General features: G+C 68.2%; 15 protein-coding genes. 13 read left to right on the top strand and 2 right to left on the bottom strand.

Annotation, left to right across the window (positions count from 1 at the left end; genetic code table 11):
• Window positions 1-8: 8 nt before the first annotated feature.
• Window positions 9-1,316, bottom strand: a complete 1,308-nt coding sequence (locus tag J7E91_RS01080) for an amino acid deaminase (protein WP_214898256.1) — start codon at window positions 1,314-1,316, stop codon at window positions 9-11.
• 92 nt (window positions 1,317-1,408) lie between these two features.
• Between J7E91_RS01080 and J7E91_RS01085 the strand changes: the two genes are divergently transcribed.
• The 5 genes from J7E91_RS01085 (at window position 1,409) to J7E91_RS01105 (ending at window position 5,927) form a co-directional block, all read left to right on the top strand.
• Window positions 1,409-2,626, top strand: a complete 1,218-nt coding sequence (locus J7E91_RS01085; RefSeq protein WP_214898257.1) for a sugar kinase — start codon at window positions 1,409-1,411, stop codon at window positions 2,624-2,626.
• Window positions 2,623-3,393, top strand: a complete 771-nt coding sequence (locus J7E91_RS01090; protein ID WP_214898258.1) for an IclR family transcriptional regulator — start codon at window positions 2,623-2,625, stop codon at window positions 3,391-3,393. The genes J7E91_RS01085 and J7E91_RS01090 overlap by 4 nt, the downstream gene beginning before the upstream one ends.
• Window positions 3,390-3,800, top strand: coding sequence for a RidA family protein (locus J7E91_RS01095; RefSeq protein ID WP_214898259.1), 411 nt, complete (start codon window positions 3,390-3,392; stop codon window positions 3,798-3,800). Before J7E91_RS01090 ends, J7E91_RS01095 begins: the two co-directional genes overlap by 4 nt.
• A gap of 128 nt (window positions 3,801-3,928) precedes the next feature.
• Complete coding sequence (locus J7E91_RS01100; protein ID WP_214898260.1) at window positions 3,929-5,410, top strand: GntP family permease; 1,482 nt, start codon at window positions 3,929-3,931, stop codon at window positions 5,408-5,410.
• A 115-nt stretch (window positions 5,411-5,525) separates the two neighbouring features.
• A complete protein-coding gene (locus J7E91_RS01105) occupies window positions 5,526-5,927 on the top strand; it encodes a hypothetical protein (RefSeq protein WP_214898261.1) in 402 nt (133 codons plus the stop codon).
• 57 nt (window positions 5,928-5,984) lie between these two features.
• On the opposite strand, the gene J7E91_RS01110 is transcribed toward J7E91_RS01105, so the two are convergent.
• On the bottom strand, window positions 5,985-7,334 hold the full coding sequence (locus J7E91_RS01110; RefSeq protein ID WP_214898263.1) for a M14 family metallopeptidase: 1,350 nt from the start codon (window positions 7,332-7,334) through the stop codon (window positions 5,985-5,987).
• Window positions 7,335-7,548: 214 nt separating this feature from the next.
• Between J7E91_RS01110 and J7E91_RS01115 the strand changes: the two genes are divergently transcribed.
• The 8 genes from J7E91_RS01115 (at window position 7,549) to J7E91_RS01150 (ending at window position 14,849) form a co-directional block, all read left to right on the top strand.
• Window positions 7,549-8,856 (top strand): Nramp family divalent metal transporter, encoded by a 1,308-nt coding sequence (locus tag J7E91_RS01115; RefSeq protein WP_214898265.1) that lies wholly within the window; start codon window positions 7,549-7,551, stop codon window positions 8,854-8,856.
• A 204-nt stretch (window positions 8,857-9,060) separates the two neighbouring features.
• The gene (locus J7E91_RS01120; RefSeq protein ID WP_214898267.1) at window positions 9,061-9,483 is read left to right on the top strand and encodes a hypothetical protein; all 423 of its coding nucleotides are present in this window, start codon (window positions 9,061-9,063) and stop codon (window positions 9,481-9,483) included.
• Window positions 9,480-11,282 carry an alpha/beta hydrolase gene (locus J7E91_RS01125; RefSeq protein ID WP_214898269.1) on the top strand — a complete coding sequence of 601 codons (1,803 nt, stop codon included), beginning with the start codon at window positions 9,480-9,482 and terminating at the stop codon, window positions 11,280-11,282. The genes J7E91_RS01120 and J7E91_RS01125 overlap by 4 nt, the downstream gene beginning before the upstream one ends.
• 35 nt (window positions 11,283-11,317) lie before the next feature.
• A complete protein-coding gene (locus tag J7E91_RS01130; RefSeq protein ID WP_214898352.1) occupies window positions 11,318-11,857 on the top strand; it encodes a hypothetical protein in 540 nt (179 codons plus the stop codon).
• 61 nt (window positions 11,858-11,918) lie between these two features.
• On the top strand, window positions 11,919-12,353 hold the full coding sequence (locus J7E91_RS01135; RefSeq protein ID WP_214898271.1) for a hypothetical protein: 435 nt from the start codon (window positions 11,919-11,921) through the stop codon (window positions 12,351-12,353).
• Between the two features lie 164 nt (window positions 12,354-12,517).
• Complete coding sequence (locus J7E91_RS01140) at window positions 12,518-13,660, top strand: S8 family serine peptidase (protein WP_308375894.1); 1,143 nt, start codon at window positions 12,518-12,520, stop codon at window positions 13,658-13,660.
• 135 nt (window positions 13,661-13,795) lie between these two features.
• Window positions 13,796-14,650, top strand: coding sequence for a DUF5753 domain-containing protein (locus tag J7E91_RS01145; RefSeq protein WP_214898275.1), 855 nt, complete (start codon window positions 13,796-13,798; stop codon window positions 14,648-14,650).
• Window positions 14,628-14,849 (top strand): DUF397 domain-containing protein, encoded by a 222-nt coding sequence (locus J7E91_RS01150; RefSeq protein WP_214898277.1) that lies wholly within the window; start codon window positions 14,628-14,630, stop codon window positions 14,847-14,849. The genes J7E91_RS01145 and J7E91_RS01150 overlap by 23 nt, the downstream gene beginning before the upstream one ends.
• Window positions 14,850-14,856: the final 7 nt, after the last annotated feature.

Consider the following 14,856-nt stretch of genomic DNA (forward strand, 5'->3'; position numbering starts at 1 on the left):
CACGGGTGTCAGAAGAACGTGCGGATGTAGTCCGTGACCGTGCCGTCCGCCTCGACCAGAGGGATCAGCTGCCACTTGTCGAAGGACGTGCACGGGTGGGACAACCCGAGGCCGAGCCAGTCGCCGACCTCCAGGTCCGCCCCCGGCTCCGTACGCACCCAGCCGTGCTGGTCCGACAGGCCGGTGACCGTGATGCCGGCCGCCGGCCGCACCTCGCCCGTCCCCGCGTCCCGTACCACCTGCGCCTCCGGCAGATCCAGGTCGTACGCCGCGTCGCGCTTGCCCGCGTTGACGAAGGCCTGCTCGGGCGTGGGACGGGAGACGACCTGCGCCCAGAGGCGGAACGCGGGCTGGAGCGCACCCTCGTCCGGGACCCGGTTGAAGGGGGTGAGGTGGCGGTAGTGGCCGTCGTCGTGCGAGACGTACGCGCCGGAACGCAGCAGCTTGAGCACCGGCAGCGAGAGCGCGGGAATCTCCGCGAACACCTCCGCCACCGCGTCGAACCACGCGCTGCCACCCGCGCTGATCACGATGTCCGAAGAGGCGGCGAACCGGCCCGCCTTGTCGAAGTCGGCCGCCAGGGCGACCAGTTCGCGCACCCACGCGCGGACCTTGTCCCCGTCCGCCTGCGGTACCTCGCCCTCGTACCCGGCCACCCCCACCAGGCGCAGCTTCGTCGTGGCCGCCACCGCGTCCGCGACCGCCGCACAGTCGGCGGCCGTCCGGGCGCCGGTACGGGCCCCCTCGCCCGCGCCGAGTTCGACGACGACGTCCAGCGGGCGGGAGGCGGAGGCCGCCCGGAGCGCCTCGTCCATGAGCTGCACGCCGCGCACGGAGTCGACGTAACAGATGCAGCGGAAGCCGGGGTCGGCGTCCAGTTCGGCGGCCAGCCAGCGCAGGGCGGCCGCGTCGACGACCTCGTTGGCGAGGAAGATCCGCTGGATGCCGTACGCCCGGTAGACGCGCGCCTGGTGCGGCACGGCGGCGGTGATGCCCCACGCGCCGTACTCCAGCTGGCGCGCGAAGAGCTGCGGTGACATGGACGTCTTGCCGTGCGGCGCGAAGGCGAGGCCGTGGCGCTCGGCGTACGTCTCCAGGAGTGCGAGATTGTGCTCCACCGACTCGGCGGAGAGCGCGAGCACGGGGGTGGTGAACCCGCCCGTGAAGAGGTTGCGGCGCTCGGCGGCGAGTTCTCCGACGGTCAGCCCTTCGGCGTCGGGCGGGAGCGCCTTGAAGCGGTGGTCCACGCGCTCGTCCGCGAGTCCCGCGAGTCCCGCGAGTTCCGCGCGTCGTCCGCCCGGGTTACCGACGGCCATGGGAGCCTCCTCGTACGTCGTGTTGCAGCATATGCAACGACCATTGCGTATATCGCTGAACGCTGTCTAACATCCGAGCCGACGCAGGGTCAATGGTGAGCAGTGGTGAGTCAGTGGTGAGGAGCCCGATCGTGACCGCGCCCGCGGACGAAGCAGCAGCAGTGGTGGAGGTGGTCTGCCTCGGCGAGTCCATGGTGACGTTCCTGCCCTCCCGGCCCGGCCGCCTCGCCGACGTACCCTCCTTCGGCCGAGGCATCGGCGGCGCCGAGTCCAACGTCGCCTGCGCCCTCGCCGCCGCCGGGCACCGCACGCGGTGGGTGGGCCGGGTCGGCGCCGACGGCTTCGGCGACCACCTCGTCGACGCCGTCGCCGCGTACGGCGTCGACACCTCCGCCGTCCAGCTCGACCCGCACCGCCCCACCGGCATCTACTTCCGTACGGCGACCGACCGCGACGCCGACGGCTTCGAGGTCGCCTACTACCGCGCCGGATCGGCCGCCTCCGCCATGTCCCCACGGAACATGCCGCTCGACGAGCTGGCCGCCGGCCGCGTACTGCACCTGTCGGGGATCACGGCAGCGCTGTCGGCCGACTGCCTGGCCCTGATGCGTACGCTGACCGCCCGCCGCCCCGGCCGCCCCCTGGTCTCCTTCGACGTGAACCACCGCGCGCACCTGTGGCGCGAGGCCGAGGGCCCCCGCGTCCTGCTCGACCTCGCGCGCGGCGCGGACCTGGTCTTCGTCGGCGAGGACGAGGCGGAGACGGCCTGGGGCGTCGTGGGGGCGGAGGCGATTCGTGAGGCCCTCCCGGAGCCGTCGGTACTGGTGGTGAAGCAGGGTGCGGCGGGCGCGGTGGTGTTCGAGCGCTGCGCGGCTTCTTTCCCCAGCCCGCCCCTTCCCGAACTGGGGGCTCTGCCCCCAGACCCCCGCGCCTCAATCGCCGACGGGGCTGAAGATCCAGTGGCGGGGCGGGGGAAGAAGCCGCGCAGCGGCCCCGACACCGTCGCCTTCGTGCCCGCCCCCCGCGTCGACGTCGTCGCCCCCGTCGGCGCCGGGGACGGCTTCGCCGCCGGATTCCTCTCCGCGACCCTGCGCGGTCTGCCCGTACGCGACCGGATCCGGCACGGTCACCTCATGGCCGCCGCCGCCCTCACCGTCCCCGGCGACCTCGGTACGCCGCCGTCCCGCGCGCACGCCGACCGCCTCGCCGCACTGGACGCGGATGCCTGGGGGAAACTTCGTCTCGGCCCCGGCTGGACCGACGTAACGCAGCCGAAGGGAGCCGCCGACCAGGAGGTACGTACGCCATGAGCCAGACCGTCGACCGCGCGCTGAGCATCCTGCCGCTGCTCGCGCAGGGACCAGCCGACCTCGGCCAGGTCGCCGAACGCCTCGGCGTCCACAAGTCCACCGCGCTGCGCCTCCTGCGCACCCTCCACGAGCACGGCCTCGTCTACCGGCAGCAGGACCAGCGCTACCGCCTCGGCGCCCGCCTCTTCGCACTCGCCCAGGAGGCCGTCGAGAACCTCGACGTACGCGAGATCGCGCACCCCCACCTCGCCGCCCTCAACAACGAGTGCGGGCACACCGTCCACCTCGCGGTGTACGAGGAGACCGAGGTCGAGGTCCTCTACATCGACAAGGTCGAGAGCCGCTACCCGGTCCGCATGTACTCGCGCATCGGCAAGCCCGTCGCGATCACCGTCGCCGCCGTCGCGAAACTGCTGCTCGCCGACCTCCCCGAGGCCGAGCGCCGCACCATCGCGGAGAAGCTCGACTACCCCACCTACACGTCCCGTTCGACGCCGAACGCCGCGGCCTTCCTCAAGGAGCTGGCTCTCGTACGCGAACAGGGCTGGGCCACCGACCTCGGCGGCCACGAGGAGTCCATCAACTGCGTCGGCGCCCCCATCCGCGGGGCCGACGGCCGGGTCGTCGCCGCCATGTCGGTGTCCGCGCCGAACGTCGTCGTCACCGCCGAGGAACTCCTCACCCTCCTGCCGCTGGTGCGCCGCACGGCCGACGCCATCAGCAGGGAGTACTCAGGCAACACACCTGCGAAGGAAGCACGCGCATGAGTGAGAAGACCGCGATCACCCCGTCCACCCACACCGCCCCGCCCGCCAAGTTCTCCCACGGCGTACGCAAGGGCAACATCCTCCAGGTCGCCGGACAGGTCGGCTTCCTGCCGGCCGTCGAGGGTCAGGCGCCCACCCCCGCCGGCCCGACGCTGCGCGAGCAGACCCTCCAGACCTTCGCCAACGTCAAGGCGATCCTGGAGGAGGGCGGCGCGAGCTGGGACGACGTGATGATGATGCGCGTCTACCTCACCGACACCGGCCACTTCGCCGAGATGAACGAGATCTACAACCAGTACTTCGAGGAGCAGGGCCTCAAGGAGGCCCCCGCCGCCCGTACGACCGTCTACGTCGGTCTCCCGGCCGGCCTCCTCATCGAGATCGACGCGCTCGCCGTCCTCGGCTGAGCCGACGCGCACCGCCTTCTCCCCCCTCCCGCACGCCGTACGTCGTCACGGCGCGGCGCCCACCGCCCGGGCGCCGCGCCGCGATACCCCCTGCCCCGAAAGCCCCATGGAATTACGAGGTCCTCCTCATGCCGCTCGCCGCCACCGCCCCCGCTCCCGCGGAGACCCCACCCCACACCGGCGGTCTCCTCACGCTCATCGACGGCACGGCGGGTCTGCTGACCGTCGCGACCCTCGGCATCGCCCTGCTCCTCCTCCTGATCATCAAGGTCAGGCTCCAGCCGTTCGTCGCCCTGCTCGCCGTCTCCATCGCCGTCGGCCTCGGCGCCGGCCTCTCCGTCACCGAACTCTTCGGTACGGTCCAGAAGTCGGCCGTCGTCTCCGTCATCGAATCCGGCATGGGCGGCATCCTCGGCCACGTCGCGATCATCATCGGCCTCGGCACGATGCTCGGCGCGATACTCGAAGTCAGCGGCGGCGCGGAGGTGTTGTCCGCCCGCCTCCTGGGCCTCTTCGGCGAGAAGCGCGCCCCGCTCGCCATGGGCCTCACCGGCATCGTCTTCGGCATCCCGGTCTTCTTCGACGTCGGCATCTTCGTCCTGGCGCCGATCGTGTACGCCGCCGCCAAGCGCTCCGGCAAGTCGATCCTGCTGTACGCCATGCCGCTGCTCGCCGGCCTCTCCATGACCCACGCGTTCCTGCCCCCGCACCCGGGACCGGTCGCCGCCGCCGGCCTCTTCCACGTCTCTCTCGGCTGGGTCATCCTCATGGGCATCGTCTGCGGCATCCCCGCCGTGCTCGCGGCCTGGGCGTACGCCGCCTGGATCGGAAAGCGCGTCTTCGTCGAGGTCCCGCACGACATGGTCGAGGCCGCCGAGGACGCCAAGGCCGCCGTCATCGCGGAGCAGACCGCCGCGGGCCGGCCTCCGCAGGAGCAGCCCGTCTCGCTCGTGACGGTCCTGAGCATCATCGGTACGCCGCTGGTCCTCATCCTCGCGGCGACGTTCTCCTCGATCGCGCTGGACCCCTCGACCCTCCGCTCGGTCATCGAGTTCTTCGGCAACCCCTTCGTCGCGCTGACGATCGCGCTGCTGATGGCGTACTACCTGCTCGGCATCCGGCGCGGCTGGTCGCGCAAGTCCCTTGAGCAGGTCTCGACTTCGTCCCTCAAGCCCGTCGGCAACATCCTGCTGGTCGTCGGCGCGGGCGGCATATTCGGCGCCGTACTGAAGGCGAGCGGCGTCGCCCAGGCGCTCTCCGACACCTTCAACGACGTGGGCCTGCCGGTCATCGTCCTCGCGTACCTCATCTCGCTCGTGCTGCGCGTCGCGCAGGGCTCGGCGACGGTCGCGATCGTCACCACGGCCGGCATCGTGCTCCCGCTCGTCGAGAACGGCGACCACTCGCAGGCCTTCCTGGCCCTGGTCATCATGGCCATCTCGGCCGGTTCGATCTTCGCCTCGCACGTCAACGACGGCGGTTTCTGGATCGTCGCCAAGTACTTCGGCATCTCGGAGCGGGACACGCTGAAGTCCTGGACGATGCTGGAGTCGGTCCTGTCGGTGGCCGGTTTCGCCGTCGCGGCCCTCCTGAGCCTGGCGATTCACTGACCAAGCCGTACCGTACGACCAGAGGGTGTCCCGGGACCCGTCCGTCCCGGGGCGCCCTTTCGTCGGTCGGCGATACTGGGCCCCCTCAGAACGAAAGCCGAGGAGGCCGACCCCAGTGGATCCCCAGCCGCAGTACCACCCTCAGCCGCAGCAGGGATTCGGCCCGCCGCCCCCGGCTTTCGCCCCCGCACCCGGGCCACCCGCGCCCTTCCCCGGGCCGCCGGGGCCCGCCGGCCCCGACTTCCTGGCCGCGGACCGACGTAACGCCGTCGTCGTCGACGCCGAGGGCGTCTCGCTCGAATGCAACGGCGCCACCATCGACTTCCCCTGGCGCGACATCCAGACCGTCCACTACAAGCCGGGCCCCGGCGGCGGGGTCCTCATGGTCGCTGTCGTCCTGCCCGACGGCCGGTTCTACGAGGGCGTAGTCGCGGCCCGCAACCAGGCAAAGCTCCAGGCGTGGCTCGCGGAACTCGCCTCAGTGCTCGGCTATTACCTGGCGGGCCGAGGCCACTAGACGCGGCTGAAGGGAGCCCGTAACGGACCCCCTTCAGCCACCTCGGACGGCCGCCCCCTAGCCGCAGTACTGCTGCTCCTTGCCTATGGACCGATAGATACAGTCCGAGTTCTCCAGCAGTTGCAGCACCGCGTCCCGGTTGCGGCTGGTCTCGCGCTCGATCACCTCGTCGGGCGGGTAGAAGCCGCCGCCACTGGAGCCGCGCGGGTACATCTCGAAGGTGTAGCCGAAGATCTTGTGCGCGCCCCACAGGTAGTCGTCGATCGACCCGTCGGTGATGTAGAGGTCGCTCGACTGCTGCGGCGTGTAGCCGTTGCTCGCCGCCATCTTGCGGCCCACCGTCGCGAACGCGTCACGGTCGTCCTGGGTCAGGCCGGGGGCTGTGTCGTTGTACGTGTAGCCGTACGGCCACAGCACCAGCTCGCTGTACGTGTGGAAGTCGATGCCCGCCTTGATCTGCTGCTTGCCGCCCACGACGCGGGAGCGGACGAAGTCGGCGACGACCTTCACCTCGGGGGCGGACTCGGGGGCCGAGCCGCGGTAGGTCTCGGAGCCGTACGAGCCGGAGGAGCCGCCGCAGCAGCCCCACTTGAAGTTCCAGTTGCGGTTCATGTCCGTACCGACGGACGACGAACCGGAGTTGGGCTGCCGGTTCTTGCGCCAGCTGCGGTACGAGCCGGAGGCGATGTCGTACTCGCCGCCGTCGGGGTTGAGGTCCGGCACGATCCAGATCTCGCGGTTGTTCACGACGTTGGTGATCCGGGAGTCCGAGCCGTAACCCGCGCCCAGCTCGCGCAGCAGGTAGAGCGCCATCTCGACGGTCAGGTGCTCGCGGGCGTGCTGGTGGTGGGTGAAGAGGACCTCGGGCTCGTTCTCGTCGGTCGCCACGTTGTCGCTGATCTTGATGGCGATGAGATCACGGCCCTGGTACGACTTGCCGATGACGCGCTTGCTCATGAGGTTCGGGTACTGCTGGAGGCGCTGGTTGATCTCCGCGTTCATCTCGGCGTAGTTGTGATAGCGCGAGTCGGCGGGCGGGAAGTCCAGCGGCTCGACGGCCAGTCCGTCGGTACGGGCGGGCGGTCCCGGCAGTGCCTTCGGCGCGTATCCGAGCGCCTTGAGCCGCCCCAGCTGCGCGGCGTTGGCGCTGACGACGACCGAGTGGTCGTCGGCCTCGTCCACCGAGACTCCGGTGGCCGCGACGGCGGTACGGGCGGCGGCGGTGGCCGGGCCGTGGATCTCGTACTGCCTGATCACTTCTTCCGCGGTGGCGGCGGGCGCGGGCCGCGCCCCTGTCGTGGTCGCGCTCGCGGTGAGCGGCGCCGCCACGGCGAGGGCCACGAGGGCTGCGAGGCCCGCGAGGGTGGCGGACTTGGCGGACCCTCTTCCGCGTATGCGAAGTCGCATGCTGTCTCCTGGGTGGGGAGTGTGGGGGTGTGCGACGCATGTCGTGCGGGTGTTCGGTCTTCGGTGTTCGGGCATATGGTGAGCGCATGGCATGACCCCGTCAAGAGCGACCTTCGGCCATCCGGCCCGCCGTGCCGTACCCCTTGCGCGAGCACCCCTCGTCCCGCTTTGGTGATCTCGATCACCTACGGGGACGAGCGGGAGGATGCCGGCGATGGCAGGAACGACAGAGAGCGGCACGGGAGAGGCAGTCGCCCAGCCGCGCAAGTCCAGTTGGAAGTACATCGGCCCCGGCATCGTCGTCGCCGCGACCGGTGTCGGAGCCGGTGACCTCGTCGCGACGCTGATCGCGGGCAGCAAGTTCGGCTACACGCTGATGTGGGCCGCCGTCATCGGCTGCGTCGTCAAGATCTCGCTGGCCGAGGCCGCCGGCCGCTGGCACCTCGCCACCGGCCGCACCCTCTTCGAGGGCTGGCGCAGCCTCGGCCAGTGGACCACCGTCTACTTCGCGATCTACGTCGTGGTCTGGGGCTTCGTCTACGGCGCGACCGCCATGTCGTCCTCCGCCCTCCCGATCGTCGCGCTCTTCCCCGACGGGCCGGGCCTCAAGACGTGGGCGATCATCACGGGTCTGATCGGACTGGTCTTCGTCTGGTTCAACCAGTACGCCGTCTTCGAGAAGGTCATGACGGTTCTGGTCGGCGTGATGTTCGTGGTCGTGGTGTACGTCGCCTTCCGCGTCGGCCCCGACGTCGGCGCGTCGTTCGCGGGCCTGGTCCCTGTCCTCCCGGACGGCTCGCTCCTCTACACCCTCGGCCTGATCGGCGGCGTCGGCGGCACGATCACCATGGCGGCGTACGGCTACTGGGTGAACGCCAAGGGCTGGACCAACACCGGCTGGATGAAGGTGATGCGCCTCGACAACCGCGTCGCGTACATCACCACCGGCATCTTCGTCGTCGCGATGCTGATCGTCGGCGCCGAGCTGCTGCACTCCTCCCAGCTCGCCCTCACCAAGGGCGACCGCGGCCTGATCGACCTCGGCAAGATCCTGGAGGACCGGTACGGCGCGGTGACGGCGAAGCTCTTCCTCGTCGGCTTCTTCGCCACGTCCTTCTCGTCCCTCATCGGCGTATGGCACGGCGTGAGCCTGATGTTCGCCGACTTCGTCGAGCGCCTCCAGCGCGACCGCAAGGGTGCCCCGGTCGACGTCGGCACGGTGGAGGAGGTCGCGGCCGGCGCGAAGGAGCGTTCCCTCCCCTTCCGGGCGTACTTGCTGTGGCTGACGTTCCCGCCGATGGCGCTGCTGTGGCTGGACCAGCCGTTCGGCTTGGTCGTGGTGTACGGCGTGCTCGGCGCGTTCTTCATGCCGTTCCTGGCCCTGACGCTGGTGTGGCTGCTCAACTCTTCCCGTACACCCGCGGAATGGCGCAACGGCCTGCTCAGCAACGTGATGCTGGTGGCGGCGGGCCTGCTGTTCATCGTGCTGTGCGTGCAGCAGGTGCGGGAACTGCCCTGGTAGCGGCCGTTGATGTATGTACTCATTCATCGAGAGGAGAGGTGAGGCTAATCGCCCTTGCGTGCCCGGCGATTGGGCTGCTACGGCGGGGAAGTTCATCCCGAGGTTGATCCCCTTCGCACTTGCATACGAGGTGCGCCGATGCGCTAGCGTCGCTCGGGCAGCGCGGCGCAGGTGCGTTGGGGAGTGACACGGGGGGCGGAGTCCATGGCGTGGGATGAGTGGGAGCAGCTCAAGGCCGAGGCGGCCAAGGCGGCGGAGGCGCGCATGTCGCTGGCCTCGGCTGCACCGGATGGTGCGGGCGGCGGGGGAAAGCTGAAGCACAGTGGCGGGCCGTGGACCAGTGCGTCCGGTGCCGCGGGCATGTTGCAGACCAGCACGCAGACGAGCCGCAGTCGGCTTCGTCCCGCGCATGAGGGCATCGCGTCCGGGGCGGCGGGGCTTGCGTCCGTGGCGATGCTGAACGCGGTACTGGACTCGTGGGAGAAGCGACTCGCTGCGGTGCGGGGTGAATGCGACTACCTGGAGAATGCGCTGCTGAAGGTCGCCAAGGAGATGGGCGAGACGGAGACTGCGGTGAAGAGTTCCTTGAGTGCCGTGAAGACGGCCATTGCGGGTGAGCGCCCGTGACCGGCACGACGCTGACCTGGCAGCGGCTGCGCGACCTGAAACGGTCGGAGTTCGAAGACGCCGGTGACGGCTGGCACGAGGTCTCCGGCAGGGCCGATGCCGACCGGGGCAAGGTCGACAGGACCATGACGGCGAAACTGCGAGAGACTCAGAAGAGCGATTCGGCCGAGGCGGCCCTGAAGAGGCTGGAGCGGCTGAGCCGCAATTTTCAGTATGTTCACACCGAGGCCGGCCTGATCCGTACGGCTCTGAACGGCCTCGCCTCCGAACTTGCGGGGCCGCAGGAGCAGTTGGCGCGGGCTCTGGAAGACGCCGAGAGCCTGAAGTTCACCGTCCACTCGGATGGTTCGGTCAGCTACCCGGCCGCCGTAGGCGAGACTCTGCTGGGCAAGAAGGAGCAGCCGGGCGGCACGGCTCAGGGCAGCGGGCGGTTCCCCCTGGAAGCACCTCCGCTGACCGAGCAGCCCGGTCTTCCTGGAGGCCGCTTCGACCCCAACCCGAACGCGGTCAAGGCGCAGGCAATCGCGGACCGTATCGCGCGGGCGGTGCGGTCCGCCGCAGACATCGACGGCCGGTACGTGCAGGCGCTGAGCAAGCTCAAGGCGGCCGGCGGGCTCGATGTCACCAAGGCGACGTTGGAAGACGTCTTCCGCGACACGGATGCGGTACGCACGGTCGCGGGCCGGTACCTGGGCGACACCATCCCCGAGGACAAATCCCCCGCCGAGCGCAAGAAATGGTGGGACGGCCTGACCGACGAACAGCGGCAGGAGTACGTGACGATTGTCCCGGACTTGGTCGGCAGCCTCGACGGAATTCCGGCTGCGGTACGGGACGAGGCGAACCGGAACTATCTGCCGGTGCTCATCGACAAGCTGGAGGGCCAGGACGGCGACGATGCCCAGACCAAGCTGGCTGCACTGCGGGGCATCGAAGCGAAGCTGAACGAGCCCTCCAAGGTGCCGATGTACTTGCTGGGCATCGGGGGCGAGGGCAATGGGCGTGCCATCGTGGCGTACGGCAATCCGGACACGTCGCGGAACGTCTCGGCGTATGTGCCGGGGCTGGGGACCAAGCTGAACCAGGAATTCGTCGATGACACCTTGAAGCGGGGTCTGGACACCGCGAAGGGTGCACAAAAGTACGACGAATCCAGTGCGGCGATTGTCTGGCTCGGCTACGACGCTCCGAATTTCGCAACGGTCGCAAGCACGAGCAACGCCGAGGAAGGTGCCCCGGTCTACAACCAGTTCATGGCCGGACTGGGCGCCACCAACGAGCACAAGGACCCGCACCTGACAGCGATCGGCCATTCCTACGGATCGCTAGCGGTCGGTACGGCTGCCCAGCAGGACGGCGGCATTCCGGGAGCTGACGACATCATCCTGCTCGGTAGTCCCGGCACTGGCGTCGACAGGGCAGAGGACCTCGGCGTCGGCAAGGATCACGTCTTCGTCGGAGCGGCCGACAACGATCCGGTGACCAAGCTCCCCTCAGGACAACAGAGCGTGGCAAGTGGCGTTGGGTTGGTCGCTGCAGGGCCACTGGGCGGTTACATCGCCGGTGATATCGCTGACCAGGGTGACGACGACCTCTACTTCGGCAAGGACCCGGCCAGCGTGGCCTTTGGCGCCCGACGTTTCGAGGTGGACGACGGAGCCCGCCCCGTCCTTGAATTGGGCGCGTTTGACGCTCACTCCAATTACTTCACCCCTGAGAGGGATCGGAATTCCGCAGAAAGTATCGCCAAGATCGTCGCAGGGAATTCTGAAAAGATTAAGACGGAGGAGTGGCGGTGAAGCAGCTGTTGAAAAGGGCGCTGCCCCTTGTTCTGATGAGCTCTCTGCTGGCTGGTTGTGGAATTCTAGATGACAGGCAGACAGGAGTCGCGGCAATGAATATGCAAGAAGCGGCGGAGCGATTGGACTCTATGCTGGACGGGACGATCAGCGCCATTAAGCCGAAAGTCCAGTGGGCGCACGATGACACAACGACCGGAAGTTGCTCGCTGACTCGGCGTCGGACAGTGATGACAGTTATTTCCGAGCAGCGGCGCGGAAGCTTCCTAGGTGTGGTTGAGCGGTTCTGGAAGAAGAGCGGTTACCAGATCACCTCGGTGGACAAAGATAAAGACTTTCCCGCTGTCTTTGCTCAGACGGCTGACGGGTTCGGGATCTCCTTGACCATTGCAGACAAGGGTCAGGCGTACTTCGAAGGGGACAGTCCGTGTGTGAAGAAGGCAAAGGTCGCCAATCCCACCGCAAAGCCGAACGGTCCCGACTATGCCGGCGTTCCAATCCCTCGCCCCAATGTGCGCTCCGATTTCTGGTCCGCCAACACCCCGGTCCCGCCGCGCTCCCCGAGCGCAGGCTGACGGCGGGCATCGTGGTCGATGCAGGTGTTGGCCGGGCAGTTCAACGGCGAGGGGAGCGGTCGTGAGCGACCTTGAGCGTGGCGTCGGTGCGCTGAAGCGATTCCAGACGCGGGTGAACGCGTTGCTGGCAGATTTCGAGGGCGGGGCCGGCAGTAGCGCCAAGGTGGGTGAGCAGCGGGTTGCTCGGGCCTCCTTCAGCGGCCTGAACGCGAAATTCGACGAGGCGGATTCGCTCTTCGGCCAGTACAACCGCGTCCACGAGGAGCTTGTTTCACTCTCCAAGACCCTTGGCGCCCAGATTGAGGGGCTGAGTATCGCCGTGCACGCTGCCGAGGTCGGCTTCGACAAGGTGGAGGAGGATGTGCGGCGACGGTACGCGGCGATCCAGACACGTATCAAGGCGGAGCAGGACGTGCAGTGGGAGCGGAAGAGGAGCGCCGAACCCAAGCAGTCGGGTAACGACGACGCGCCTGCTACGAAGGGCTTGGCGAACTGATGAGTTCCGTAGCGATGGATCGCGTCGGTACGGCAGGAATTGGCCCGGTCCGGGGCCGCGGCCGGGGGGACCGACCGTCTCACGCCTTGCGGTCAGGCGTGCTCTGCGCGCTGGCCGTGGTCGGCGCTTGGGCTGTGGTCGTCGCCGGTACGGCCCCGCCTGCCGTGGCCGCGGATGCGCGGTCGAAGCAGTGGTACCTGGACGCGATGTATGCCGAGGAGATGTGGAAGGTCACCACCGGCGAAGGCATCAAGGTCGCTGTCATCGACTCCGGCGTCAATCCGTCCACGCCTTCACTCAAGGGGCAAGTTCTGAAGGGGGTGAACGCCACTGACGAAGCGGGCGGATCGACAGACGACTACAACGGGCAAGGGACGACCACGGCTGAGTTGATTGCCGGTACGGGGAAAGGCGGTGGCCTGCGCGGTCTTGCACCAGGAGTAAAGATCATACCTGTACGGATCCCCCTCCTCGAGCACGATGAGGTGCCTCAAATTAACGATCCTCTGGACGGTGCCATCCGGGCTGCGGCGGACAGTGATGCGCAGATCATCAATATTTCGGTCGGGAACCAATACGCCATCGGTCTGAACATGTTCGGGGAGCAAGCGGCGATGGAATACGCCGTGCGCAAGGGCAAGCTGTTGATCGCAGGCACGGGCGACAACGCCGAGAAGGGGAACAAGACACAATATCCGGCCGCGTATCCAGAAGTCGTCGGTGTTGCTTCGAGCGATCGTGGGGGCCGGGCGACCCGGCAATCCCAACACGGGAAGCATGTGGATATTTCGGCTCCCGGCGAGGACATCCCGCGCTGGTGCGACGCTGAGTTCCAGAGCTATTGCGACGATGGCGGTGGAGCCGTGGCCGCCACCGCGCTCGCTTCCGCCTCTGCCGCTCTGGTCTGGTCCGTCCACCCGGAATGGACTGCGAACCAGGTCCTCCGTGTTCTCTTCGACACGGCCGACCGGGAAGGCTGGGTGGAAGGCACCCATAGCTATTACTCGGGCCATGGTGGGATCCGCCCGGGTATGAACGTCCTCGACGGCAAGGGCAACCCAGGCGCCCCCGACGCCAACCTCCTCCCCGACGAGGTGATGCCCAGCCCTTCAAGCCCGCCCACCCCCTCTGCGCCAGCTGCGTCACAAGCCTCGAAGGCCAAGCACGGAGGCGATGCCATCGTGGCAGGGCCCAGCGAGAAGGCCCAGGGCGATGGTCGGTTGGGCCTGATCATCGGTGCGGCAGCAGCCGCGGCGATCCTCGCGTTTGGCGCCTTTGCCGTAGTCCGAAAGCGCCGAAACAGCTGACCCGTGACGGGTGGGGAGCATGGCGGTACACCTTTCGATGCGCTGTGTGACGAATTCCTCACGCGGTGACGCGGTCCGCCCTACCGTAGAAGCTCTTCGGGCTTCACACGGTCGGGGCGTGGAAGGTGGTCAACTGTGGGTCGACGTAAGGATCTTGACGCATCGCTGAGCGTGCCGTCGTTCTACGGCGGCGAGCTGCGATGGAAGCGGGAACGCGAGGGGCTGACCCTCGCCGAGGTGGTCGACGGCAGCTTCTACAGCGCCACGCTCCTGAGCGAGATCGAGCTCGGCAACCGAAGCATGCCGCTGGCCCTGGCCCGGCACGTCGACGAACGGCTGAAGACGGACGGCTTTTTCGTACGCCGCTGCGAAGACGCCCGTCGGGCCCGGCAGTCCGGGCATGCGGAGTACTTCGCGGATGTGGCGGAGATGGAGCGGTATGCGGAGGTGGTCGAGGAGTGGGCGCCGATGCTCGTTCCTGGTCTGTTGCAGACGAAGGCGTACGCGCGGAAGATCATCCGAACCGGTAGCCCGTGGTTGTCGCCGGAGACTGGGGGCAAGCAGGTCGACGCGAGGCTGAAGCGTGCGGAGATCTGGGAGCGCGAGGCGCGTCCGGCGTACTGGGCAATCGTGCACGAGACCCTCGTGCGTCGGCCGTTGTTGCCGCCGGGGGAGATGGCCGAGCAATTGGCACACATTGGGCAGGTGGTGCGCTCCGTGCAGGGCGTTCTCCAGATCGTCCCGGACACGGCCGCCGCGTATCCGCTCATGATGGGCATGGTCAAGGTAATGACCTTCCCGGACGCCCCGCCGGTGATCTACACCGAGGGCATTCACCGCGGCCAACTCATCGATTATCCGCCCCTCGTGAAGGACTACCGCAGGTCGTACGGTCTGCTCAGGGCCGCCGCACTGCCACCCGAGGCGTCCCTGGCCTTGATCGAGTCAGCGGCGGAGGACTACAGAAATGCAGCAGAGCAACAGGATTGACCTCGGCTCCGTGCGCTGGCGCAAGAGCAGCTACAGCAATTCGAGCGGCGGTGACTGCGTAGAGGTCGCCGACGGCATCACCGGCGTCGTGCCCGTGCGGGACAGCAAGAGCGCGCCCCACGGACCCGCCGTGGTCGTCTCGACGGGAGCCTGGGCCGAGTTCGTCATGGCGGTCCGGCGCGGTGAGGTCTGCGCCTGACGTATCA

It is taken from the genome of Streptomyces sp. ISL-99, assembly GCF_018614005.1.
In the GTDB taxonomy this organism is placed as follows: Bacteria; Actinomycetota; Actinomycetes; order Streptomycetales; family Streptomycetaceae; genus Streptomyces; species Streptomyces flavidovirens.